18 protein-coding genes and 1 pseudogene are annotated in these 25285 nt (G+C 51.2%); 7 read left to right on the top strand and 12 right to left on the bottom strand.

The features are described from left to right. Nucleotides 1–7 precede the first annotated feature (7 nt). Nucleotides 8–1759: a sensor histidine kinase gene (locus NST08_RS21595; RefSeq protein ID WP_341342290.1), complete on the top strand. Its 1752-nt coding sequence runs from the start codon at nt 8–10 to the stop codon at nt 1757–1759. 225 nt (nt 1760–1984) lie between these two features. After that, nucleotides 1985–2377, top strand: coding sequence for a MerR family transcriptional regulator (locus NST08_RS21600; RefSeq protein WP_007127558.1), 393 nt, complete (start codon nt 1985–1987; stop codon nt 2375–2377). Here the strand turns inward: NST08_RS21600 and NST08_RS21605 are convergent. Both NST08_RS21605 and NST08_RS21610 read right to left on the bottom strand, forming a co-directional pair. Continuing rightward, nucleotides 2364–3245: an NAD(P)-dependent oxidoreductase gene (locus NST08_RS21605; RefSeq protein WP_213613515.1), complete on the bottom strand. Its 882-nt coding sequence runs from the start codon at nt 3243–3245 to the stop codon at nt 2364–2366. The two genes, NST08_RS21600 and NST08_RS21605, sit on opposite strands and share 14 nt — an antisense overlap. Nucleotides 3246–3546: 301 nt before the next feature. After that, nucleotides 3547–4149 carry a TetR family transcriptional regulator gene (locus NST08_RS21610; protein ID WP_210095012.1) on the bottom strand — a complete coding sequence of 201 codons (603 nt, stop codon included), beginning with the start codon at nt 4147–4149 and terminating at the stop codon, nt 3547–3549. Between the two features lie 186 nt (nt 4150–4335). On the opposite strand from NST08_RS21610, the gene NST08_RS21615 reads away from it, so the two are divergent. Next, nucleotides 4336–5154, top strand: coding sequence for an SDR family NAD(P)-dependent oxidoreductase (locus NST08_RS21615; protein ID WP_210095011.1), 819 nt, complete (start codon nt 4336–4338; stop codon nt 5152–5154). A 231-nt stretch (nt 5155–5385) separates the two neighbouring features. Here the strand turns inward: NST08_RS21615 and NST08_RS21620 are convergent, their stop codons facing one another. From NST08_RS21620 to NST08_RS21645, 6 genes are all read right to left on the bottom strand, one after another. After that, nucleotides 5386–6618 (bottom strand): amidohydrolase, encoded by a 1233-nt coding sequence (locus NST08_RS21620; protein WP_341342291.1) that lies wholly within the window; start codon nt 6616–6618, stop codon nt 5386–5388. Between the two features lie 45 nt (nt 6619–6663). Further along, a complete protein-coding gene (locus NST08_RS21625) occupies nt 6664–7344 on the bottom strand; it encodes an ankyrin repeat domain-containing protein (protein WP_007127550.1) in 681 nt (226 codons plus the stop codon). A gap of 163 nt (nt 7345–7507) precedes the next feature. Then, a complete protein-coding gene (locus NST08_RS21630) occupies nt 7508–9361 on the bottom strand; it encodes an ABC transporter ATP-binding protein (RefSeq protein WP_007127549.1) in 1854 nt (617 codons plus the stop codon). After that, on the bottom strand, nt 9345–11120 hold the full coding sequence (locus NST08_RS21635; RefSeq protein ID WP_007127548.1) for an ABC transporter ATP-binding protein: 1776 nt from the start codon (nt 11118–11120) through the stop codon (nt 9345–9347). Before NST08_RS21635 ends, NST08_RS21630 begins: the two co-directional genes overlap by 17 nt. Nucleotides 11121–11458: 338 nt before the next feature. Continuing rightward, nucleotides 11459–11692, bottom strand: a complete 234-nt coding sequence (locus NST08_RS21640; protein ID WP_144867469.1) for a hypothetical protein — start codon at nt 11690–11692, stop codon at nt 11459–11461. A 491-nt stretch (nt 11693–12183) separates the two neighbouring features. Then, nucleotides 12184–14238, bottom strand: a complete 2055-nt coding sequence (locus NST08_RS21645) for a HelD family protein (protein ID WP_007127547.1) — start codon at nt 14236–14238, stop codon at nt 12184–12186. A gap of 308 nt (nt 14239–14546) precedes the next feature. Here NST08_RS21645 and NST08_RS21650 point away from each other — a divergent pair, with 308 nt between their 5' ends. Genes NST08_RS21650 through NST08_RS21665 form a run of 4 tightly spaced genes read left to right on the top strand, consistent with a single transcriptional unit; the run spans nt 14547 to nt 18781 of the window. Then, the gene (locus NST08_RS21650) at nt 14547–16142 is read left to right on the top strand and encodes a spore germination protein (protein WP_341342292.1); all 1596 of its coding nucleotides are present in this window, start codon (nt 14547–14549) and stop codon (nt 16140–16142) included. A 36-nt stretch (nt 16143–16178) separates the two neighbouring features. Continuing rightward, on the top strand, nt 16179–17390 hold the full coding sequence (locus NST08_RS21655; RefSeq protein ID WP_341342293.1) for a Ger(x)C family spore germination protein: 1212 nt from the start codon (nt 16179–16181) through the stop codon (nt 17388–17390). A gap of 9 nt (nt 17391–17399) precedes the next feature. Further along, nucleotides 17400–17639, top strand: a complete 240-nt coding sequence (locus NST08_RS21660; RefSeq protein ID WP_341342294.1) for a hypothetical protein — start codon at nt 17400–17402, stop codon at nt 17637–17639. A 17-nt stretch (nt 17640–17656) separates the two neighbouring features. Next, nucleotides 17657–18781 carry a GerAB/ArcD/ProY family transporter gene (locus tag NST08_RS21665; protein ID WP_341342295.1) on the top strand — a complete coding sequence of 375 codons (1125 nt, stop codon included), beginning with the start codon at nt 17657–17659 and terminating at the stop codon, nt 18779–18781. A 1142-nt stretch (nt 18782–19923) separates the two neighbouring features. Here NST08_RS21665 and NST08_RS21670 read toward each other — a convergent pair. The 4 genes and pseudogenes from NST08_RS21670 to NST08_RS21685 form a co-directional block, all read right to left on the bottom strand. Beyond that, the gene (locus NST08_RS21670) at nt 19924–21195 is read right to left on the bottom strand and encodes a Gfo/Idh/MocA family protein (protein ID WP_341342296.1); all 1272 of its coding nucleotides are present in this window, start codon (nt 21193–21195) and stop codon (nt 19924–19926) included. Between the two features lie 53 nt (nt 21196–21248). Further along, nucleotides 21249–22870: pseudogene (locus tag NST08_RS21675) on the bottom strand (extracellular solute-binding protein). A gap of 50 nt (nt 22871–22920) precedes the next feature. After that, a complete protein-coding gene (locus NST08_RS21680; RefSeq protein WP_007127539.1) occupies nt 22921–23805 on the bottom strand; it encodes a carbohydrate ABC transporter permease in 885 nt (294 codons plus the stop codon). A 19-nt stretch (nt 23806–23824) separates the two neighbouring features. Further along, nucleotides 23825–24784 carry an ABC transporter permease gene (locus NST08_RS21685; protein ID WP_341342297.1) on the bottom strand — a complete coding sequence of 320 codons (960 nt, stop codon included), beginning with the start codon at nt 24782–24784 and terminating at the stop codon, nt 23825–23827. Between the last annotated feature and the right edge of the window lie 501 nt (nt 24785–25285).

Raw genomic sequence — 25285 nt, forward strand, 5'->3', positions numbered from 1 at the left:
GCTTGCCATGCTTCGAAAAAACAGCATCTTCATTAAGATGCTCATTCTGATGCTGTCGGGGATCACGATTATTTCCTTTGTGCTCATCGTCGCGTCGTCCAATATTGCAGAACGCCTTCTGCTCAACCAGGTCGTCCGGAACGCTTCGGCCAACATGAATATCGCAAAGGATGAATTGCTCAGGTATAACGACCAGGTGGTTAATGCCATGCTTCAAATCAACAGCAGCCACGAATTCAAGGATTATATTACCAAGCCTGCCAATACAACATTGGAGCAAATCAATCTGGCCATCACCCTGGGCAGGTACATCGATGTGTACAAGGAATATTTGAGTCCTGAAAAGTCGCATATTATTGTATCCGGCCTTCCCGGCGAAGGCGGGAGACATTATTCCAGCAACGCGCTCAAATGGGACAAGATTCCGCAGGATATCGTCTCTACGTATATGACCATTGACGGGAACATCCCCAATCGGATCAGCTACCACAGCAGCCCGGATTTATTTGCGGAAACCGTTCCTTATGACAACTATATTTTTGCGACAAAGCCATTGGTGGACAGCAGTACGGGTTGGATGTACGGGTATGCGGCCGTCGTGATGGATGAACAAAACATCAAACAAAAATATAGTGCCTATATCGCCAAAGGCATTCATATTTCGCTTATATCATCCGAAGGTACGATCCTGTCCAGCAGTGACAAGGATTCGATCAGCAAGCGGGACACTGAACGGCTGTCCCTGGCAACCCATGCAGCGGACCGGCAGGACGGCGTGTGGACGGAGTCTGAGGACAAGGAGACCTATATTTCCTACTACCTGCCTGAGTTCGATGCCTATTTGCTGGAGGAGATCAACCAACGAGCTGCTTTTGCCCCTCTTTACAGCCTGTCTGCCGAAATCTTCAAGGTGGTAAGCGTTGTGCTGGTCGTTAGCTTGGTTTTTGTCTACTTCCTGAGCCGGCGGATCACCCATCCGTTGAACAAGCTGGTCAAGACGATGAAAACCTCGAAGGGGGATAATCTGATATTCCATCCTTTGGAGGAGAACGGCAGCTACGAAACCAATATATTGGCAAAAACCTACAACCGGCTGATTAAAGAAATTGATCAGTATACGGACAGGCTCGTCCATGAGGAACAGGAGCGCCGAAAAGCGGATTTAAACGCTTTGCAGATGCAGATCAATCCGCACTTTCTCTACAACACATTAAGCTCTATCAAGTATTTATCGAAAATGCACCACACGGATCAGGTGGACCAAACGATCGACAGTCTGATCTCCTTGCTCCAGAGCACGCTGGGCTCGACGGAAGATATGGTAACTGTGGAAACGGAGATCGAGTCCCTGAAGCATTATGTGTTCATTAACCGGATCAGATATGGCGAACAGATCGGCGTGCATTATGAAATCGCGGAGGACTGCAGACAGCTGCTTGTTCCCAAGCTGATCATCCAGCCCTTTGTGGAGAACGCATTCTTTCACGCCTACCCTGGAAATGTCAGCGGTAACATTCATATTTTCATTCATCGGTTTGAGGAAAATCTGATCATAGAGATTATGGATGATGGCGTGGGGATGAAAAATTCGGAGGATCAGGTTAACGAGAAGAGGCGTCATCATTTATCCGGTATCGGCATCAGCAACGTTCACGGCCGCATCCAGCTATTGTTCGGCCCTCCATATGGGGTGCTGATCCAAAGCGAGGAAGGCTACGGCACCGCGGTGAAAATAAAGCTCCCTGTTCATCCAAAATAAAAGAACCGAACAAGCCGCCTTCATCACCCGGCCATGAGCTGGGCATGAAGGCGGCTTAAGATTGATCCCTCATAAAGAATAATGTATCTTTATGGATATCCTATTACCTGATATTGAAAGAACCGGTATCTATCACTGGCTGCAACGAAACTCCGCGATATGCTCATATGGAGGTATAGATCTTTAATCTTTTTTTCAACCTTTAACGCAAAGGGGCGCTGCTCAATGAAAATTAGCGAGTTGTCCAAACGAACGGGAGCCAGCATTCGCTCCATTCGGTACTACGAACAGAAGAACCTGATTACGGTCTTCCGATTACAAAACGGGTATCGAGTGTACGATGAAACCGCCATTGATCGGATTAAACAAATCAAGGCTTACTTGAGCCTGGGACTGACAACCGAACAAATCGAACGCACTTTGAATTGTACCGACTCCCAGACGCTTATCGATGCCACTCGGCATTGCGAGAACATGCTGCTCGAGTATGAGTCGTATCTGCAGGAAATCGATGATACGATCAAGAAGCTGACCGGGATCCGCACGGAATTGAATGGACAAATCCAATCTATGAAGGAAAGTCTTAAGCAGGACTCACATTCAGTTACGCCCCTTTGACTCTGCTTCCTTGCCGGATGATCTCTGCCAACCGGGAGAAGTCCTGTGCACGATAACCAAGTTCAACTGCCTTATCCACTAAAACTTTGACCTCACTCATGATGCTAACATCGATTCCGCTCTCCCTGGAAGCGGTGATAATATTCTGCATGACTGCTGCGGTGGAATGAAGATTCGATTCTTGTCCAGGGTAGTGGCCGCTATCAAATTGATTGGCAAATTCGGACATAATGTCAGGGATCATTCCAACAATATCACGAGCATAAGGTACGAGGCTTGTTACCGGAATCTGCTCGGCATCAGCAAGTGCCAAGGCATGAATATAACCGCTCATGGCAGTCCAGAAAATGTCAAGCAGCGCGATGTCAAACGCGGATGCGCGTCCTGGATCGGTACTAAGAAACGTGGACGTTCCTACCAGATTCATCAATGTGCTGTGATAAGACTTATACGCACTTTCCGACCCGCTGTACAATATGACGCCAGAAGGCTCCCCGATTGCCGGAACGATAATCGATCCGTCCAAATAGTCGATGCCCGCCTGAGATGCCCATTTTGCCATCTCCCTTGCTGCCGATGGAGTGCCGCCGGTGAGATTCACTAACGTTTTTCCCCGAAGCGTATCACCGGATTGCTCCACAATGGATCGAACCGCATCATAATTCAACACACAGATCACGATTAACGAACTTGCTGAAGCGGCCTCAGCTACGGTAGGAGCCAATACTCCGCCTAAGCTAATTAATTCATCCGATTTCCCCGGAGAGCGGTTCCATAATGTCACCGAATGACCTTTTTTAAGCAAAGCTCCTGCCAGCGATCTTCCCATGGGGCCAAGCCCCATTACCGTCACCTGAGTAAATACCATAAACAATCACCCTTCCTCATGTATTTACGCCAAGTGTAAACAATAACACCAATGTCATAGCAAGAATTTCAAATCGTACGGCTATAGTTCCAAAATATTTTCTGCAACTACAGCGAAAGCAGCATATAAAAATAAAAGAGGGTGTCCCAAAAGTAGACTTTGGGACACCCTCAGCTATAAAAGTATTAGACTGACGATGCATATCATAAAGCTACTGGCTGTTTAGTTGAAGATTCATCACGGAGAACCGTATCATTAGGTGACTGCGAAGACTAAGGAGTTGCATAGAATTCAATTGCCCTTAAAACTCCTCTTCTGAATCATGCAGATCAAGCGTACGCAAGTTCGACATGAGGAAGGGTAGTACTTGCTCGATGAATTGTTCCGCTGGCTCTTCCTGACATTGACACCACTTCACAACCACCCCATAGATCGACCAGCTGATCATCGTTGCGACCCATTCCATTCTCCGGCGTTCTTCCGCCGAGAGGTCTTTGACATGCTCCATGCATGAGATGATGCCATTATACAGTTGTTGCTTGGCATTGTCCTCCAACGCCTGCGACAGGGTCCGCCGTGCATTCAGCTGCTTCGTCATTTCAATCTGCCATTCACAGACCGCCAGCATTAGATTACGCAACAGCTCTGCACCCTGCATTCGCGTACCAGGAGGAATCCATTTAGATAGAATCTCTGTAAATGCGCCGCTCATGGTCAACTCAAGCAATTCATATTTATCTTGATAATGGTTATAAAAGGTTGCTCGGTTCAGTTCAGCCCGATCCATAATATCTTGAATCGAGAGGTCTTCGAAGTCCATTTCTGCGAGCAAATCTGTAAATGCTTTCTGAATATATTTCCTCGTTCGCTTCGCGCGAGGGTCATTCGGGTTCACTAAACCCATCCCACATCACCTCCTTGTCCCGCGATCACCTGCCGGGAAAAATACGATTTCGATCGATTGTTGACTACACAACAACAGATCGACTTTTTTGCTTATTGATTAGAATTGGATATTGCTTCTAATATGTTAATTGACAACTGTTGCCTAGTCAACGTATATAGCTTAATTTATGGGAGAGTGTTAAGGATGAAGGACTTATTTATAGCAGGAGGCACTTCCGGAATGGGCAAAGGGCTGGCCATCCACTATTTACGCCAGGGCACCAGGGTGACTGTGACCGGCAGCAACCGTCTTCGGGGCAAGGAATTTCTGGATGAGGCTGCACGTCTCGGCGCCGCGGACCGGGCATCCTTTATTCAAGCTGATCTCTTATCATTGTCTGAGAATCGCCGGATCATTAAAGAGGTTCAACAACGCCACGCGTCGCTTGACGGGCTGGTACTTACTGCGATGCAGCTATTTCCTAAACGGAAGTTGACCCCGGATGGTATTGAAAGCACATTTGCGCTCTATTATGTCAGCAGATTTATTCTGAGTTATGGTTTGACGGAATTGTTAGAGAGGGGGTCCAACCCGGTCATTGTAAGCATCGGAGGCACCGGAATGACGAAGGGAGTCGTACATTACGATGATCTTACCCTTCAACAGGGGTATAGTCTGCTGAAGGCGACTCTGCAGGGAGGACGGGCAAATGATCTGCTCGGGGTTGCGTATGCCGAGAACCACAAGACAGGGAAGACGCGTTTCATCCTTAACCATCCCGGATATACTCATAGTGGCACGAATCATTTGGCCCAGCCTTTCAAGGGAATACAGCGCGTAATGGGAAAACTCTTCGGACAGCCGGTGGAGAAGAGTATTCAACCGATCATTAAGCTAATGGACAACCCGCCGCCGCAGTCTCTAATCGCTTGGGACCGGACGAGGGCGGTTGATCTCAATCTTCCTACACTTAGCAAGAAGGACGCGCTGAAGTTATATCAGCTGACCAAGCATATTCTTTAACATCCGGCCGGAATCGATGTTGGATGTGCCGCTATCGATTCCGTTTGTTTGACGAAATGAAAAGAGGGTCGTCCCTCAGTTATGATGACTTTTGGGACACCCTCTTTATTAGTTAAGCGGACCGGCGGTAGCTCGAACTTTTACTCCATTGCAGGAAGCTGATGTTGATACGGGCATGTCTACCACCCACCACACCCAAGATAAAATCTCCATGTCTCCCCAATGCTTGGGTCAAGCTTCGTAAACCCACTTGCCCCGATGAAGCACAGCTTTACGCTCCGGCCTTCTCGCAACGGCTTCAGCAGAGCAGCTGGCTTCTACGATCACGGCATTTGCCGCATCGCCAACCTTTGGCCACGCCCATTGTCCATTTCCGTCCAGCGGCGTGATTCCTCCTGTAATGAAGCCGAGGGTCTGTCCCAGCGAACGCTCATCGCTCAGTCCGAAGCGTTCGGCCAGCGTGCCCGCCTTCGCCAGATTGTCGCCCGTTCCGAACGGCGACCAGTGATCCATAATGCTGTCCTGACCCAGCGATACGCTGACCCCGTGGCGTTTAAGCAGCGGGATCGGAATCGTACGGCCCAAGGATACGGACGAGGCTATGGAAATCCCCAGCTCTGAAAGTCGTGATGCCATCTCGGCCGCCTCAGCCGATGAGACATCAGCCAGAGCCAGCGCATGGCTGAGCGTAACCCTTCCCTGCCATCCGGCCTGTTCCGTCAGATCGGCCAGATGCCGGAACGTCTTCATCCCGACATCGCCCGGCTCGTGGAGATGAAGATCGATATCGGCATTCGCGTAGGCCGCCAGCTCCATCACGGTTTCGAGGGATTTTTCCATATTCTCGTCCAGCGTCGCCGGGTCGACCCCGCCCACAATCGATGCGCCGCTCCGTAGCGCTTCCCTTACAAGGGCCGTGGATTGGCTCCGCAGCAAGCCATGCTGCGGAAATGCAACGATCTCGACGGACGCCCTATCCTTGTAATGCTCCACCGCTTGCATCGTTGCTTCCAGATTGCGTAAGCCGATGACCGGATCCACATTGCAGTGGGAGCGGATCTGTGTGGACCCGAAGCGAATCAACAGCTCCAAGAGTCCCTCAGCTCTTTCTCTGGCCACAGGAAGAAGCTCGGGAAGAAGACGTTCCTCTTCCTCCAGCCGGCTGACAATGCCTTTCGTCGGGATGGACGGCGCCTTCCAAGGGCCTCCGTAATACGTTTTGTCCAGATGGATATGCATGTCCCGAAAGGCCGGAAGCATCAGCCCTTGGCCGAGATCCCGCACCGGCAGCGTCGTATCGGGCAGATCCTGCCCCGGGCGGATATCGGCGAACACGCCGTTCTCTATTTTCACATGAAAAATCTCGGTTTCCGTGCCCGTCACCACATCACCCTCATATCGATAGCCTGTCTCCAGCCGAACGTTCAAGAGCCAGCAGGCAGCGCCCTGTCGTTGTTCTGTCATCCGTTAATCCCCTCTCTTCTGCTTCACCGATGTATGCCGCGTTCATCAAGACCCGGCGGCCTCAAGCAATATGCGTTCGATCTCTTTAAACCCGCGCTCCTGCGCGTGCCGCAGCGGGCTTACCCCGTTACCGTCGGCAAGATGAATGTCGGCCCCATGTTCAATCAGCAATTTGACGATCTCCTGATGCCTCTCTCCGCCGTCTCCAAGAATGATAGCCTCAAGCAGGGCTGTCCAATCCAGGTTGTTGACATGGTTGACATCGACGTCCGTCCGGGTCAGAAGCTCGCGCACAATTTCGACATGCCCCCGTTCCGAAGCCGGGATCAGAGCCGTTCCGCCAAATCGGTTGGTGAGCGTCGGATCTGCGCCAGCCGCAATCGCCAATTGCAAGATCTCAAGCTGCCCTTCAGCACCGGCATAGAGAAATACATTATTAAGATTGCGGTCCCGGATATCGATATCCGCCCCCTCTTCGATCAGCAGCTGCACGGTCTCAATATGATTGTTGTAGGCAGCAGCCATCACCGCTGTTCTGCCGGCCTCGTCGGTTGCATTGATCGCTGCTCCGGCTTGCAGCAGCTCCTTCACACGCTCGGTGTTCCCCTGCTCCGCGTGTTCGATGAGACTCTGATTCATATTCATATCCTCCGCCTCTCCCTTCTTCGGTTCGGATTGACAAGCTGACAGAACAACCACCAAAACCATGGCGATTACAAGTCTCACTGGATCCCTCCCCATCTGCCGTTTCTATGGGTATGCTATCATGAGAAAGAAGCTTATGAAAAATATTAAAAACATTGATGATCCATAGCTTTATCATATGACTAAAAAGAGGACGAAGCCCTCCTTCCCGGCCCCGTCCTCTATCCTTAAAGATTCACTTTCGTTACTGTGACCGGTATAGCCCGGCCCCAGCACGTTCCCGCTTCTGCTTCTGCCCTTGGGAGTGAAGATACAACTCCTCGTAATACCCGTGTGAATCGAGCAGCTCCTGATGCGTGCCCTGCTCCACGATCTGGCCTTTACTCATGACCAGAATCCGATCCGCCCCCATGATCGTCGACAGACGGTGGGCGATTACGAGCGTGGTCCGCCCCTGGGCGACGAGAAGCAGCGCATTCTGGATCAGCTGCTCCGTATGCGAGTCGAGATTTGCAGTTGCTTCGTCCAGGATCAGAATTTTCGGCTGGAATACGATAATTCGGGCGAAGGAGATCAGCTGCCGCTCGCCTGCGGAAAGGCCGCTGCCCCGCTCCGACAGCCGGGTGTCATATCCTTTGCTCATCCCCTGAATGATCGGGTCTGCACCGATAAATCGGCATGCCTCGATCACCCGCTCCTTGGAGATGCTGTCATCGAACAGCCGCACATTATCCAGCACCGTCCCGGAGTAGAGATAGGGCTCTTGCTGGACCAGCCCGACGATCCGGTGCAGGTCGGATTGCGCCATCTCCCGAATATCGATGCCGTCGATTTTGACGCTTCCTTCCTGTACATCATAGAAGCGGCACAGCAGGCTGATCAGCGAGCTTTTGCCCGCTCCCGTCGTGCCGACGATGCCGATCATCTCGCCGGGCTTCACGTGAAGGTCCAGATCCCGAATGACCGGCGCTCCGTCCCCATAACCGAACGTAATCCGATTGAAATCGATCCGCCCCTGAACCTTCGCTTGATCTATCTGGACCGGCGTCTTCGGATCGGTCACTTCCGGCTGAACCGCAAGCAACCCCCAGATCCGGTTGATCGCCACGCTCGCCGATTGCAGCGTATTCCACTGCTGAGTGATCGTATTGATGGGCTGGAAGAACATCCGGATGTACGTAATGAAGGCATACAGGACGCCGAATTCGAGCGTCAGGCCCAGCACTGCGCGCCCGCCGAGCCAGGTCACGACCGCTATCGCCAGATTGTTTAAAATTTCATACGTCCGGTTGAACAGCACGTTGGTCCGGATTTCCCGAAGATTCGCCTTGAAATAGGAATCGTTGCGTTCTTTGAACTGCCGCTCCTGCTCCTCCTCCTGATGGAATGCCTGGACGAGATTCATGCCGGATAAGTTCTCCGCTGTGAACGCGACAAGCCGGGACAGCCGCGTTCTTGCCATTTGATACGTATGCCGCATATAACGACGGAAGGCGATCGCGATTCCTGCAATGATCGGCAGCAGAATGAGGCAGTACAGGGTAAGCGTCACGTCCAGCTGGAACATCATCACCAAAATGAAGATCAAGGTGAATCCGTCGCGGAAGACACTTAGCAGCACCTGGTTGAAGAACTGGCTGACCGACTCCGTATCGCTGGATACATGCGTGATGAGACTGCCGCTTGGCACCTTGTCGAAGTAGGACATCGACAGCTTGGATATATGCGCGAACAGCCGCTTCCGGATACTTGCAACGATGCTCTGTCCGGCCTTCTGCAGCAGATTGTTCTGCAAATAAGTGAAGACCATGCTTATGAGCGACAAGAGAAAGTAGATGGCGCATATGATCATCAATCCACGGACATCATTCTTGCCGACCAACAGGTTATCGTCGATCGCGATTTTCATCAAGTAAGGCTGCAGCAGCTCGGCGGAAATGGCGATCAAGGTACAGCCGATAAATGCGGTAAAGGTAAGCCGGTGCTCTTTCATGTAACCGGACAACGCGCGGATGGTCGAGACCGGCTTCGTCTTATGCACCGGTGCGTTCGGATCGGCCTTCTGATCCATCTGCCAATTGTTAATGGCCTGTGCCATGGTGCACCATCCCTTCTTCCTGGATATCGTGCAGTATCCGATACACCCCGTCCTGACGCAGCAGCGACTCATGCGTGCCTTGCTGCACGATTTCCCCCCGGTCCAGAACGATAATGTGATCGGCATGCTTCAGCGCACTGATCCGGTGAGCGATAATGATCGTCGTCTTTCCATGCCGAATGCGGCGGATCGTCTCCATGATTTCCGTCTCCGTTACCGCGTCGACGGCGCTGACGCTGTCGTCCAGGATAAGGATGGGGGCGTCCTTGATAATGCCCCGGGCCAGACTGGTACGTTGACGCTGCCCTCCGGACAGCGTAATCCCGCGCTCGCCGAGCCGCGTTTCGAACCGGTTCGGGAATTCCGCGATATTGTCGTACACCCTCGCCTTCCTTGCCGCTTCCTCGACATCAGCCAGCACAGTATCCCGATTATAAAAAGCGATGTTCTCCCGAATGGTCGAGCTGAACAGGAACCCGTCCTGTGGAACGTAGGCGATCCCTTCCCGCAGACTCTTAAGCGTGAGATTCCGGATATCCTCGCCGCCGATGCGGATCGTGTCCGGCGGCGGATCGTAAGTGCGAAGCAGCAGCTTCATGAGCGTGGTCTTTCCGCTGCCGGTGCGACCGATAATGCCCAGCGTTGTCCCGGGAGGGACCTTCAAATGGATATTCCGAAGCACGTCCCTGGCTTCATCCTCCCCGTGGCCGGGTCGATCGTAAGCGAAATTCAAATGCCGTATTTCGATCCCCGTGCGGGCCGGATCCAGCTCCTTGGCATTCGGCAATTCCTTGATATCCGGCTGCTCGTCAAGCAGGGCGTTCAGCCGGTCAAGCGAAGCCCTTGCCCGCTGGACCGCGTTGATGACGTTTCCGATCTGCTGCAGCGGGTTCATCAGCATTCGGATGTACAGCGTCAGTGCAACAAAGTTTCCGACCGTCATACGTCCGATCACCGTCAGGTATCCGCCGAACAGGAGCGCGATGATGAGCGAAGAAGCACCTAGAAACGGAATGATGGACTGGAATAGCGATGAGGCGCGCACCATGCTTAGCTGCTTGTTCAGAATGCTGTCAACCGTTGCGCCAAATCTGCGTTTCATAATATCTTCCACCGCGAATTTCTTCGTAACTCGAATGCCGCCAAACTGCTCCTCCGCTGATTCGGTCATGACGCCAAGCGCCTCTTGCACCGCAAGCGATCTGCTCCGAATAATCGGTCCCAGCCACACGACGATCACCGGAATTAGCAGAAGGGGAGCGATGGACGCGGCCACCACATAGAACGGAACATTCGTAATCATCAGCATGACGATGGTGGACACCAGCAGAATCGACGCATTCACGGACTGGTTAACTCCCATGGAGATGGATTCCCTTACGGTCTTCACATCGTTCATGAAATAACTGAGCAGCTTGCCGACGCCGTTCCGGGAATAGAACCGCTCGCTCAGCCCGGTGAAATGAACGAACAGCCGACGACGGTTTACGAATTCGAAGTACCGTCCCGTATACATCACCAGGTATTGGCCGATCCCCCCCATCACCGCGAAGCCAACCCCGATACCGAGCAGCGTCCAGCTGTACGATGCGATTCCGCCTGCAGACAGCAGCCCGTCCTGTAGATCGTCCGTAAAATGACCGAGCACACGCGGAAAATTGACATGAAACATATTGGCTACCAAATGACAGCAAATCGACAACACATAAATCGGCCACGTCTTCTTAAAAAAGTCAGCAAGTATTCGGTGTGAGTCCAATTTCCCATATCACTTCCTCTTTCGTTAAGTTTGCCTTATCCGAATGTTCCCCCTTTCGTTCAAAGCTGTGATACCTCCATCTTATTAGTTTCTATAAAAAAAATAGTCCTCCTTCCGTCTTCGCGATATTGGCAATGGAATCTTTGAAATCGCTTTAAAGACAACGAGATTTTCTGGAGATATCTTGATGATTGTACTTCACACTATCCAGAACGGTATGGTAAGTGACGTGTCGATGCTTCGCACCGACCATTTGAAATGTAAGAAACCCTGTACTTTGAAAAAAGCACAGGGTCTCTCGACAATCTGACTAACCTAAACTAGGGTTTAGTTTTTTGTTAGAAGTCAATATCGGGCTTTTCAACATGCTTACCGGTTCTAGAATCAATAATGAATGGTGTATTTTCGTAAACCTCTTTATAAGTCCGTTTCGATTCTTCTCGAGTAGTAGCCATAAGTTTATCTGGATTGTTTTTAGAACCAATAGGGGCTGATGTGGCTGCAAATGCTGCGGTGCTCATTGCAACAACTGAAAATACTGCTACTAAAGCAATGATTGTTTTCTTTTTCACGTTAGCCTTACCTCCGGATATCATTAATTATCTGCCTTGGCAGGGATCAAATTTAATTACTGTAATCTAGTGAGATAGTTTCTTTCCAATTCACCCGTTTTACATATTTTAAAGTCGAGTCAAAGGTACCACTCGAACAATAAGGAAGGGGGGGATCTGCTTAGACACTACCACCACCATCTTCTGTGGAGGAACCTTTTTCTGCACTAGATTTTGATAAAGGAGTCTCTGCATAAACCTCTTCGTAAATCAGAATTTTTTCAGATTATCCCTCCCATATTTAGAATTAATGACTCTCCTAACAATATAAACTCCTAAAAAACAGAAAATGTTATGAAAAATCCCTCTGAGAACCCGTTTTGCATCATTCGCCTAAAATTAAATGGATAACACCATGAAGTGCAAATCAGAACCCCGTTTGATAACATGGTGGTTGCCAATACAAACCAGGTGGACTTAATGAGTTGTAGACGCAAAGCTCATCGGTTTCCCTAAGGAAGCCAAGGAGATTTCCGGCCTGTATGGGTTATGGCCAATGCGTGCATAGCCCGGGTGCAGGCGATGTATAGCAGGCTTCGATCCATCTCGGAGCGGTAGCATGCGGCATTCACAAACGGGATGGCGACCTGATCGAACTCGAGGCCTTTGGCCATATGCGAGCAAGTCACCGTAATGCCCTCCCGGAACTGCTCGCTCTCGAAATCGAGCAAATGGACGTTCTCTTGCAGATGTTTCAGAGCATCATATACCTGCCTGGCCTGCGCCCGCGTCTTGCAAATGATCCCCATCGTATGATAATCCGACTCCAGAAAGCTTTGACTGAGCTTCCTGAGCATATCCAGCTCTTGTTCATGGCTGTCGCAAGAAAGGATGCGCGGCGGTTCGCCATGACGGTCGATCGGAATCATCGTGCCGCCGGGCTGTATCTCCTTGGCAAACTCCATAATCTCCCGGGTCGAGCGATAGCTTTTGGACAGCTCAATGATATCCGCTTGCGGAAAAATGGTCTTGATCGTCTGCAGCGTACTGGAGGAATAAACATTCACCGACTGCTTGCTGTCACCGAGTATCGTCTTCTTGCATGGGAACCAGCGGGACAACACCGCATACTGCACTGGCGTATAATCCTGCATTTCGTCAACCAGCAAATGCCTCACCCGGTCGTAAGGCGAGCTGCCCTCCAAATACATCTTTAGGTAGATCAGCGGAAAAACATCGGCATACTCGATCAGGCCCTTCCCTTTCATCTTAAACAGCTCCGGCTGATTGGCATGCGCATAAAACGCCTTGTACAGGCCGAGCGGTTGCTGGAATTTATACATTTTCTTGACCGCGGTTTTGATTTTGTTCGTTTCGGATTTCGTGAGCCGCTCCCCGTCATCCGTCCGCGCTCCTGCGGCTAGCAGAAGCGCTGTTTTTTCGAGCCTCTGTTTAACAGGCAGCTGTATATTCCGCTCATAAACGCTCCAAATCTCATGTGCCGGCAGCTGCACCCGGTCCATGAGGATGTCGGCAGGCTCGAAGAAATGCTTGTCCGCATAGCTCATGAAAGCTTCAAGCTCAAGGACAAATTCCCGTCTTGCCTTATACCTGATGCGCTCGGCGCTGCCAGGATCCTCGCCGTTCAGCAGCTCCTCCACCTGCTCATAGAATGTCTGGAATCCCCAGACGCCCGCCAGCTCCTTCTCAGCCAGCTCCTCCATGCCTGCTTCCATGATCTTCTCCTCGCCCAGCTCCGGCAGGACGTTCGAAATGTAGTCGGAGAACACCTTGTTCGGTGAGATGATGAGAATGTCGCTCGATCTGAGCGTTTCCTTATATCTGTACAGCAGATAAGCCACTCTATGCAGCGCGACGGAGGTTTTTCCCGATCCGGCCGCCCCCTGAATGATCAGCTCGTTTGCGTTTTCGTTCCGGATTATGGCGTTTTGCTCCTGTTGAATGGTAGCCACGATATTTTTCATTTTCTCATCCGAAGTGCTGCTCAGCTCCTTTTGCAGAACATCGTCATGTATATTCATCGAGCTCTCGATCATGTACTCCAGCACGCCATCTTTGATTTTATATTGGCGCTTTGCCGTAATCTCGCCGTCAACGATCCCCGCAGGCGCAAGGTAAGATGCCGGTCCCGTCTCGTAGTCGTAGAACAGGCTGGCTACCGGCGACCGCCAGTCGTAGATCAGGTGATGCTGACTCTCTTCCTCGACAAAGGAATGGATACCGATATAATAAGCGCCGGCATCCGGCTGCCGCTTAGTACGAAAATCCACTCTGCCGAAGTAAGGCGAGCCTAACAGCTTGCGTATTTTTTGCAACCGGGCCACCGTCTTCTCCCCGGCATCGATGGACAACGAAATATCCACGCGGTTCGCCGCTCGTTCCGCGGCATCCAGCTGCGCCATATTGACCCACAGGTATTTCTTCGCCTCAATGATGTCCCGATACGAATCGGATACCTTCCCTTCCAGCTCTGCCAGCGTTCGCTGAAGCTCCTTCTGAACATGTGCAAGATATTCACGCTCTTCCGTTTCCTTCCCATTCCGCATAACCCTACGCTCCCTCCCTTAAAGAATAGCTTTAAGTATAGGGGTTTCGGGAAAAAAATATAGACTTATACTTTCCGTTGTAGTATTATATTTTTATCGTGGGTCCAAAAAACCTTATACGATGATGTGCAATATCATTCATACGTAAACCATAATAACCAGGCTGCATCCCCCGGATGCGGACCTGGTTTTTTGTCGTTTTCATCATGAGTATGACGGGCTCATTTTGCCCGCCTTGACATAAGTTTACAGCATGTTTTCTTCGGTAATAATGTGGGAATAGCATCTGTGAGAGGAAGGATATTCCCATGCGGTATCGAAGAAGAACCGGCCATTCAAGCAAAAACACTACCAAGGAAATCCCACCGGCCAACTCATCGACGAATGATACCGATGCTTTAAAACCGGATATCACAAGCAGCCTGGAGCATATCCGAACCACCCTCGGCAACAGCACCGATATCGTGATCAGGGAAATTCCGCTTGATGAAGAGGAAAAACATTATATGGCGATCCTCTATACGGACGGCTTGGCCGACCAAAAAGTCATCTCGGAATCCGTCATGATGGTCGTGGCGGACATTACAAAATCCCTCGTAAAGGAAGATAACGAATATTCGCAGCCTTTCGACGGGCAAAAAATATTAGAAAAAGTCTCTCTCGTCAATCATGAGATCCAGACGATAACCGATTATAAAAAGCTGTTCCATGCTCTATTGTCAGGAGACACGATTTTTCTGATTGACGGCTTGGATCGGGGGATCGCGGCAGGCACCCGGGGTTGGAAGGACCGCGGGGTCATGGAAACCTCGGCGGAAAATGTCGTCCGCGGTCCACGCGAATCCTTCTCGGAGTCGCTGCGAACCAACACGGCCTTGATCCGCCGAAAGATCAAGGATCCGTATCTGTGGATGGAAACGAAGCAGATCGGTCGAATTACCCAAACCGATGTTGCCATCATGTACATTCATGGCATTGCCAATGACAAGATTGTCGAGGAGGTCCGCACCCGGCTTGATCGAATCGACGTGGACAGCATTTTGGAGAGCGGTTATATCGAGGAGCTGATCCAGGACAAGACCCTGTCCCCATTCCCCACGGTTTATAATACCGAGCGTCCCGATGTGATCGCGGCCGAGCTGCTGGAAGGAAAAATCGCCATTCTCGTGGACGGAACCCCGTTTGTTCTGGTCGTTCCGGCACTTTTTGTTTCGTTCCTGCATGCGGCGGAGGATTACTACCAGCGTGCGGATATCAGTTCTTTCCTGCGTTTGCTGCGTTACCTGAGCATCTTCATTTCTTTGCTTGGGCCTTCTCTCTATATAGCCATTACTACTTTTCATCAGGAAATGCTGCCGACGCGGCTTATATTCGGATTGGCCGGTCAGCGGGAGCAAGTCCCGTTTCCTGCGTTCGTCGAGGCCGTCCTTATGGAACTAACCTTCGAGATTCTGAGGGAAGCGGGGGTACGGCTGCCGAAAAATATCGGCTCGGCAATATCCATCGTCGGGACGCTGGTCATCGGGCAAGCTGCGGTTGAAGCTGGGATCATCTCTCCGGCGATGGTCATCGTTGTTGCTATAACGGCCATTTCCAGCTTTGTGGTGCCGTCCTTTAACATGTCCATTGCTTTTCGGATGCTCCGGTTTCCGCTGATGGCGCTTGCCGGATCCTTCGGGCTGTTCGGCATTTTAGTCGGGGTCATCGCGATTGTCCTCCATTTATGCAGCCTGCGGTCGTTCGGAGTCCCGTATATGTCCCCTTTCGCACCGTTAATTCCGGAGGGGCAAAAAGATTCGATCTTCCGTTTGCCGCACTGGTTGTTATCAAGCCGCCCCCGATTGATCAATCAGACCAATTACAAGCGCAGGAAACGTACGCCACCCCGGAAATCGAGAGAATAGACAGATTGAGACCAGCGGGAAAGCGAGGGAAATCCAATGAAACGGATATTGGCGTTGATTCTCTTACATATCGTCGTCACTCTTCTTCTGAGCGGTTGCTGGAACCGCAGAGAATTGAATGAATTGGCCATCGCGGTTGCCGCAGGGGTTGACTGGGTTGATGACCGCTACCGTTTAACCGTCCAGGTCGCAATTCCCGGACAGGTCACCTCGAAAAAAAGCGGAGGGCCCCAAGCTCCTGCTACTTTGTATACGGCTGAAGGCGATACGATCTTTGAAGCTTCTCGAAGGATGACGCAGGTTAGCCCGCGAAAAATTTATTTTTCCCATTTGCGGATGTTTCTGATGGACGAGGCGATGGCAAGGGAGGGAATTGCCAAAGTGCTTGACCTGTTATCCAGGGATCACGAATTCAGACCGGATTTCTACCTTGTTATTACCAGAGGGGCAACGGCAGAGGAAACCCTGAAAATTATGACTCAAATGGAAACGATCCCTGCCAATAAACTGTATGAATCCTTGCAAATCTCGGAGAAGACCTGGTCTCCCAGCATGGCCGTTACGCTGGATGAATTGATCAACGACCTCATAAGTACCGGAAAACACCCCGTCCTTACAGGACTCGTAATCACTGGCAATCGAGATTTGGGAAAAACAAGAAAAAATATAGAAAATATTGAAACGCTAAGTCAATTGAAATATTCCGGTCTTGCCGTGTTCAAATACGATAAATTGGTTGGATGGTTAAACGAGAGGGATAGCCGAAATTACCGGCTCATCACAGGGCATGTCAAAAGCTCTGTAGGCTTTATTCCCTGCAAGGACAAGAACGAAGGAAAGATCGTCATCGAGACGCTGAGGACCGAAGCCAAGATGAAGGGAAGCATCGTGAATGACCGCCCGGAAATGGATATCAAGATTCGCTTGGAGGGGAATATCGGCGCCGTGGAATGCAGCGGTTTGGATCTGTCTCAGCCTGCAACCGTTCGGGAGCTTGAAGCCGAGATGGAAAAGGACATAAAACAAAGCTTGGAGGCTATTGTCGAAAAAGTACAAACGGAGCTGAAAGTGGACATCTTCGGCTTCGGGGAAGCGCTTCGCCATTCGCATCCGAGAGCATGGAAGAGAATGAAGGAAGCGTGGAATGACCGGTACTTCCCGAACCTTGAGACCCGTATCCATGTGGATTACAAAATCCGGCGGACCGGCACAACCAATGACACGTTTCTAAACGATATTAAGGAATGAGGCGAGCGCATGCTGAATATTGCGATCATTGCAGTTTCTGCCGCGGTTATAATCTGGCTTGAACTGCCGAGGATGCTTCGTGAACAAGAATACAGGGAAATCTGGGGGTTTGCCGCATTCTTAATGGTGGCTATGGGTATCAGCGTGGCTCAGACGATCATGCACGATATCCCCACACCCGTGAATGTGATCACCATGGTGTTCAAACCGTTCAGTGATTGGCTCTCCGCGGTAGGTTTGATTCAATAGGAAAAGGAGCGGGAAAGATGCATGTAGTAAAAATTTCTTTGCGACAAGTCAGCATTTTGACCGCCTTGTATACGATCGGCAGCGCGATACTGATCGTTCCTTCGGGATTAGCTTCCATAGCCAAGCAAGATGCTTGGATCGCTTGTCTGGTAGGGACGGGTCTCGGATTCATCATTTTGGCGGTGCAGCTGCAATTGTTCAGAAAGCACCCGGAAGTGAATTTGATGCAATGGTCCGAGAAGCTGTTTGGAAAATGGCTCGGCAAAACGATCAGCTTTCTGCTCTTGCTTACGTTGTTCCTAGGCGGTCCCACCACGGTATTGCATGAAATCGGCATCTTCATGACCATCCAGATGCTGCCGGAAACCCCGATTCAGGCGATTATTTTCCTTTTCGGTGCTCTAGCTGTTCTGGGCGTGCGATTGGGGCTGGAGGTGCTGGCCCGCACGGCGGAGATGATGTTTCCATGGTTCCTGCTCCTGTTCGTGTCGATGAGCCTCTTATTGTTATCGGAGATTCGATGGGAATATGCAGGCCCCATTCTCGAATCAGGCGCCAGCCCCATCTTCCCGGCAGCACTCTCTTTTGTCAGCATTGCCTTCCTGCCCCACATCGTGTTGATGGTCATTTTTCCAGGGGCCGTCAACCGATCGGCGGAAGCCTACAAAGCCGTATATATCGGAAGCTTGGTTGGTGCTGTCGCGCTATTCTTGATTATTGGGCTATCGATTTTGGTCCTGGGTCCGGACCTTACGGCAAGAAATATGTATCCAAGTTATATGCTGGCCAAGAAAATCAATATCGGAAATTTCCTTCAGCGGATTGAGGCGGCCATGGCGGTGATGTGGTTCATCACGTTATTTTTTCGGATCTCGCTTTATTTTTATGCCATTGCGATCGGCATCAGCCAAATCTTCCATATTAAAAACTATCAGCCGCTGGTCATGCCGCTCGGGTGGATTCTGGCCGCCGTTTCCGTCTTCATCTATCCCAATGTTCCGTTCAAGCTGCATTGGGACGCAACCATTTGGGTTCCGTATACGATCACTATCGGCTTTCTTTTCCCATTGGTGCTGCTCGTCATATATGGCATGCGTAAAATGCTGCCCAAAAAATCAAAAAAGCAATCGGATTCGGCTTGAGCCGCATTGATGCAATGGGCTGCGACTCCGTGCCAATGTATGGAACAGAGCCGCCAGTATGCACAGAAAGACGAGCCGAATCCGGTTGCCGGGATTCAACTCGCTTGGGCGCCACTTGGGGCTCGCAAGTCCTTTTTAGGGACTTGCTGCTCGCTTGGGCGCCTCTTCGGGCCTCACAAGTTCCTTTTCGGGACTTGTTGCTCGCTTGGGCGCCTCTTCGGGGCGCACAAGTCCCTTTTCGGGACTTGTTGCTCGCTTGGGCGCCTCGTTGGGCTTCACAAGTCCCTTTTCGGGACTTGCTGCTAGCTTGGGCGCCTCTTCGGGGCGCACAAGTCCCTTTTAGGGACTTGCTGCTCGCTTGGGCGCCTCTTCGGGCCTCAGAAGTCCCTTTTCGGGACTTGTTGCTCGCTTGGGCGCCTCTTCGGGCCTCACAAGTTCCTTTTCGGGACTTGTTGCTCGCTTGGGCGCCTCTTCGGGGCGCACAAGTCCCTTTTCGGGACTTGCTGCTCGCTTGGGCGCCTCTTCGGGCCTCACAAGTTCCTTTTCGGGACTTGTTGCTCGCTTGGGCGCCTCTTCGGGGCGCACAAGTCCCTTTTCGGGACTTGCTGCTGGCTTGGGCGCCTCGTTGGGCCTCACAAGTCCCTTTTCGGGACTTGCTGCTCGCTTGGGCATGGGAGCCACTTCAGTCTCACAAGTCCCTCTTGTTGCTGGCCCTCAGCAGCACCACCTTGGGTGCTGCGCTCCATCTACCTTATTTCGAATTTTTCATATCATGAGATATTTAAAATAAATAAATCTATACTCCCCATCTAACCATTCCTTCCACTAACCTACTAATCCAACTAATCCATTTACTCAATCAAACATTCCAACTAATCCAACTAATCGATTCCAATCTAACTGATCAATCCAATCTGACTAATCCATTCAACATCAAACATTCTAACTAATCCATCTACTCCATCAAACATCTATGAATCCACCTGTCGTTCCAATTATTTTTTATCCCACACATTTGATTCCACTCGCATTACTTCAATACTGTTATCCCCTACGATTGACGTTTGCCTCCATACGTTTGCTTCCACCCATATTTTACTTTACCGTTACTACTCCACCCGCTTATTGTCGCAATCGCAGCTTTACTTCGACGCAGACTCCTGCGCCATCAGCTCCCGCGCATATTCGTTCAGGTTGATGGACTTTCCGTGGTTCAGGCGGGATTCCTCCGCCGCAAAGGCAATGAGATGACTCCGGACGGAGGCGCTGGCCGATGTCAGGCTCTCCTGGCCGCTATAGCCTCTTACCTCTTGCAGGAAACTCGCCACGATCCCGCTGTCGCCGCCGCCGTGGCCGCTTGCCTGGGAAGGGATGGAGATTTCCGTCTTCTGTCCGGTCAAAAAGTCGTACACCGTGATGGTTCCTTCCTCGCCGCGAAGCTCCCCGCGCGTCCCCATGATCTGGATTCGGCGTTCCTGCTCGTAGGTGAACCCGCACATGCTGAACATGGCGGTGGCCCCGCCCTCAAACTCCATATTGACGACCTGGTGATCGACCACATTATTGTCGCTCCGGTAGACACAGCGTCCGTAGTCGGTATCGCGAAGGCCTTGAATGATATTCGCCTTGGTCAGCTCATGCGTAAAATGCCCTGCCCATCCCTTGTACTGATCACTCAAATAGAACCGGGGGGCCGAGTAAGGACATGTGGATTCTACCTTGCAGTCCAGACAGCGGTCAGCCGATCCTTCCGGCGCCTGATCCTCGCGAAAATGCATCAGGGAGCCGAAGGACGTAACCTGCGTGCAGGGCCGGTCCATCAGCCAAGACAGCACATCCATATCATGACAGGATTTGGCCAAAATCATCGGGCTCGCCTTGTCAGAGTTATTCCAATTTCCGCGCACAAAGCTGTGAGCGATATGCCAATACCCCACGTTCTCGTTCAGCTGGATCGAAGCGATCTCCCCGATCGTCCCCTGCTGAATCACGCGCTTGATCGTGCTCCAAAACGGGGTATACCGAAGAACGTGGCAAATGGTCAGCAGCCGGTCGTTCTCCCTTGCCGCCTGCTCCATCTCCAGACACTCCTTCGGATCCGGAGACATCGGCTTCTCCAGCAGCACATGATACTTCTGCTTCAGCGCCTGCATCGTCGGTCCGTAATGCATCCGGTCCTGCGTGCAGATAACCGCGATATCGGCAAGCCGGGGTTCCGCCAGCAGCGGCTCCCAGGATTCATAGCATCGTTCCGGCGGGATACCGTGATTCTTGGCGAACCGGAGTCTGCGCACAGGATCCGCCTCGGCCACGGCGACGAAGGTCAGCTCATGCGGGTAATCCAGCGCATACGGGGCATAGCCCCCGGCGCCGCGGGCGCCTGCTCCGATCAGGATTGCTTTTAGTTGTGTCATGTCATGTCGCTCCTTTGCATTCACACACATTCACAGTTGTATGAACATCTTGTTTATTGGTTGTAGCGTTCCGCCGCCGACTCGTAAATGGCGAGATAGCGGTCGAGTCCCATTTTCTGCAGATTGGCGACATATTGGTCCCAATTGTCAAAGGACTCGTTGCCTGAAATGAATTTATCCCTCATTTCATCCACGTAGGTGGTAATGTCCGTCTGAATGCCGGTAAGCTCGGACTGCTCATCGGCCGTAAAGTTGAACGGCGGCCATATTTTGTCCTGCGGGATAACGTAAGGTTCGGCTTTTTTCGCATTTTCCACGGAGGTCGGTAGCCCTTCCGCCCCTTTAAAATACTTCTGCGTTACGAAGCCCGGATAATAGCCGCCCGGCCAGATCAAATATTGTCCGACCGCCTGGTCCAGATTCAGCCCGTCCGGGTTGTTCTTGATTTCGTCGACGTAATCCACGTTACCGTCCGCATCTTCCTTATACGTCTCGTCTTTCCAGCCCATAAAGAACAGCCTGATGCCTTCATCGCTGTAGAAGTAGTCCATCCAGCGGATCATGGCTTCCGGGTTTTTCGCTTTGTCCGTGAGGACGAACATGCCGATATTGCCAAGCGGGGATCCGGTTGCGGTGTACATCTGATCTCCATGCGGTCCCTTCAGCACCGGCAGGCCCACATAACCTTCCTGGTTATAGATGGCGACCGGATCCACATTGTCTACGACGCCAAGAAGCCCTTCCACGCCCTTCGCATCCACCTCGGTGCTCTTCACGGACATGATGTCCTGCTCCAGCAGGCCGTCCTTGTACAGCTTGTTAACGTACTGCAGGAGCTCTTTATACCGCGGATCGGTCGGAATGAACCGGACCTTACCGGTCTCGGGATCCGAGTCGACGTATATATTCGACGTCCCGTGATTGTTGAGGCCGAACGAACCGCGTAAATAATTCACGATACCCGCCGCTCCGACGCCGCCCCAGGCGATTTCATCCTTCTGGCCGTTCCCGTTCGGATCGTTCTCTTTAAACGCCTTCAGCATATTGTAAAAATCATCAAGCGTCTGCGGCTCGGATAATCCGAGCTTGGTCAGCCATTCCGACTTCACCCACGGCGTGCCGTACAGCACGGATTTGAATTCCGGATCATACAGCGTCGGCAGGCCGTAGATATTGCCGTCCGGCATCGTAATCCCTTTCTCGATGATCGGATACTTCTCCATGAGGGCCTTAAAGTTCGGCGCGTACTGATCGATAAGATATTCAGCGGTATAAATGCCCCCTGCTTGCCGTATTTCAGCAGGTCTGCCCGCGGGAACGCCGAAGCGTAGAACATTTCCGGATAATCGCCGCCGGCGAGGAGCAGATTCCGTTTTTCCGCCAAATTGTCTTTATGCACCGTGTCCCACTGGACCTTGATGTTGGTCGTCTTTTCATATTCCTGCCAAAGCTTGATATTGTTCCAGTCCGCATTGGCAAAGAACTTTCCGGCAAAGCCGGTCACCGTAATCGGCTCCTTCACGATCGGAAACCCCGTCTCATTCAAATTGGCGGCCGTTTCGCCCGGCGTTTCTCCTTCCTTCGTCCCTCCCGGATTGTTCGGGCCGCAGCCGGCCGCCAGCGACACCGACAATACGCAGGTCAGCAGAAGACCTCCCCATTTCTTCAGCTTCATCCTTTATCCTCCCTTTTTCTCATCATCCATTCATTTATCCATGCAAGGAATTATCCTTTGATGGCTCCGATCATGACGCCTTTCACGAAGTACCTCTGCAGAAACGGATAGAGCGCAAGCACCGGTAAATTCGCGACAACGAGAACCGCATATTTGATGCCTTCCACTTCCCGTTGCTGCTTGATCGCCGACTCGGTCGACATCTTCACCATGTCATTCGTTTGACCTTGAATGAGAATTTCGCGCAGGATCAGCTGCAGCGGAAATTTCTCCTTATCCGATAAGTACAAGAGTGCGTTGAAGAAAGCATTCCAGTGTCCGACCGCATAGAACAAAATGGTTACGGCAATGATCGGCATCGACAGCGGCAGGATGATCCGGGTCAAAATTTTGATATTCGAGCAGCCGTCGATGGTCGCCGCCTCCTGCAGCTCGTTCGGAATGGACTGCTGGAAGAAAGTTCGCATAATGATGATGTTCCAGATGGATACGGCGTTCGGTATGATCATGACCCAAAGTGAATTCAGCATGCCCAGGTTCTTGATGAGCAGATAGGTCGGGATCAGCCCGCCGCTGAAAAACATCGTGAAAACGAGCAGTGCCATGATCGCATTGCGCCCGACAAAGTCCTTCCGCGACAGCGGATAAGCCGCAAGAATCGTCATTGTCAGGTTGATGAGCGTCCCGAGCGAAGTGTAGATCAGCGTGTTGGTAAAGCCGCTGATGATATCCTGATTTTGAAATATTTTGACATAGGAGTTCAGATTGAAGCCTTTTGGCCACAGCAGCATTTCGCCCCGAAGAACCGTCTGCGGATCGCTGAAGGATGCGCTTAGCACGAACAGCAGCGGGTACAGGACAATGAGCGTGACGAGGATCAGGATCGTGTAATTAATGATGTTGAAGATGCGGTCTCCCCTGGATTCGATTTGCATGATACTAAAGCGCCCTCCCCTACCAAAGACTTGTTTCGCTCACGCGTCTGGAGATAAAGTTCACGACAACCAACAGCACGAAGTTGATGACGGAATTAAACAATCCGACGGCGGCCGAGAAGCTGTATTCGGCATTCTGGATCCCCATCCGGTACACGTAGGTGGCAATAATGTCGGAGCTCTCCATGTTCAAATTGTTCTGCATCAGCAGCACCTTCTCAAAGCCGATGCTCATGATGCTTCCGATGTTCAATATCAGCAAAATGATGATCGTCGGCATGATGCCGGGAATGTTAATATGCCAGATCCGCTGGAGCCGTGTAGCCCCGTCCACCCTCGCGGCTTCATGCAGCTGGTTGTCGATGCCGGCGAGCGCAGCCAAATAAATAATGGAGCTCCATCCCATGGTCTGCCAAACATCGGACAGCACGTACAGTGTTTTGAACCAGCCCGGCTCAGTCATGAAATTAATCGCCTTGCCGCCGAACATCTCAATAAAATGATTGAGGATGCCGTAGCGCGGCGACAGGAAAATCATCATCATCCCGACGACCACGACGATCGACAGGAAATGCGGTGCGTAGGTTATCGTCTGTACGAATCGCTTGAATTTCTCGGCACGTATCTCATTCATGAGCAGCGCCAAAATGATCGGCACCGGGAATCCGACGGCCAGGCTGTACAGCCCGATTCCGAGCGTATTCTTCATCAGGCGCCAGAAATAATAGCCGTTGAAAAACCGTTCGAAATGGTCGAGTCCGACCCAGGGGCTGCCCCAAATCCCTTGGGTTGCAATAAAATCCTTAAATGCAATCTGGATTCCGTACATCGGCACATACTGGAACAGGATGTAGTAGGCAATGACCGGAGAGATCAGGACGTACAGCTGCCAATTACGCCAGATCCGGTTCCACTTATAGCGGCTGCGTTTCGTTTCAGTTGCCGCGATGGCTGGAGACTGCAGCGACGTGTTGGCCAATTTAGCATCACCTCATTGAGAAATAGTAGGGGGACGAAGAATCGGTGTAGACTGCCCCCGAAATGACAGCGCTTGCAATTTTGTAATTAAAAAAATGAAGGTTTCCCCTCCCTGCATACGATAATGCTTTTTCGAAAATGAGATCCACCATCTTCCCCCTTTTGGTTTGTTCGTTGTGCCACATTGGCAACCATAAAGCTATCTATGCATTAAACCCATGTGACATAGGGTTTAATCCTTTTTGGATATAGACTCAAATTAAAAGATATCATTTGGATGATAATTTGGACCTCTTTAAGCAGGCAGTTTCTAGAATAATGGGGTTAGACGAGATATTTAGGGACGGTGACTCGTATATATAAAAGCTTGTTATACAAGCAAAATAAACGAAGACAAGACAAAATGAGTTCTATAGAGGAAGGTGCTGGGTAAATCCAAAACATGATCAAAAATATCCAAAAACCTTTGATTTTTTTCCCATGATAATATAGCCGCATCGTA

Origin of the sequence: Paenibacillus sp. FSL K6-1566 (assembly GCF_038050475.1) — a bacterium.
Classification (GTDB): domain Bacteria; phylum Bacillota; class Bacilli; order Paenibacillales; family Paenibacillaceae; genus Paenibacillus_AQ; species Paenibacillus_AQ lactis.

What these genes read in the sequence shown, in the direction of transcription:
- NST08_RS21645 (WP_007127547.1), bottom strand. Translation starts at nt 14,238, where the DNA reads ATGCGGAATGGGAAGGAAACGGAAGAGCGTGAATATCTTGCACATGTT.
- NST08_RS21620 (WP_341342291.1), bottom strand. Translation starts at nt 6,618, where the DNA reads ATGACAGAACAACGACAGGGCGCTGCCTGCTGGCTCTTGAACGTTCGG.
- NST08_RS21595 (WP_341342290.1), top strand. Translation starts at nt 8, where the DNA reads ATGCTTCGAAAAAACAGCATCTTCATTAAGATGCTCATTCTGATGCTG.
- NST08_RS21660 (WP_341342294.1), top strand. Translation starts at nt 17,400, where the DNA reads ATGCTGAATATTGCGATCATTGCAGTTTCTGCCGCGGTTATAATCTGG.
- NST08_RS21630 (WP_007127549.1), bottom strand. Translation starts at nt 9,361, where the DNA reads ATGGCACAGGCCATTAACAATTGGCAGATGGATCAGAAGGCCGATCCG.
- NST08_RS21615 (WP_210095011.1), top strand. Translation starts at nt 4,336, where the DNA reads ATGAAGGACTTATTTATAGCAGGAGGCACTTCCGGAATGGGCAAAGGG.
- NST08_RS21605 (WP_213613515.1), bottom strand. Translation starts at nt 3,245, where the DNA reads ATGGTATTTACTCAGGTGACGGTAATGGGGCTTGGCCCCATGGGAAGA.
- NST08_RS21680 (WP_007127539.1), bottom strand. Translation starts at nt 23,805, where the DNA reads ATGCAAATCGAATCCAGGGGAGACCGCATCTTCAACATCATTAATTAC.
- NST08_RS21670 (WP_341342296.1), bottom strand. Translation starts at nt 21,195, where the DNA reads ATGACACAACTAAAAGCAATCCTGATCGGAGCAGGCGCCCGCGGCGCC.
- NST08_RS21655 (WP_341342293.1), top strand. Translation starts at nt 16,179, where the DNA reads ATGAAACGGATATTGGCGTTGATTCTCTTACATATCGTCGTCACTCTT.
- NST08_RS21665 (WP_341342295.1), top strand. Translation starts at nt 17,657, where the DNA reads ATGCATGTAGTAAAAATTTCTTTGCGACAAGTCAGCATTTTGACCGCC.
- NST08_RS21610 (WP_210095012.1), bottom strand. Translation starts at nt 4,149, where the DNA reads ATGGGTTTAGTGAACCCGAATGACCCTCGCGCGAAGCGAACGAGGAAA.
- NST08_RS21600 (WP_007127558.1), top strand. Translation starts at nt 1,985, where the DNA reads ATGAAAATTAGCGAGTTGTCCAAACGAACGGGAGCCAGCATTCGCTCC.
- NST08_RS21650 (WP_341342292.1), top strand. Translation starts at nt 14,547, where the DNA reads ATGCGGTATCGAAGAAGAACCGGCCATTCAAGCAAAAACACTACCAAG.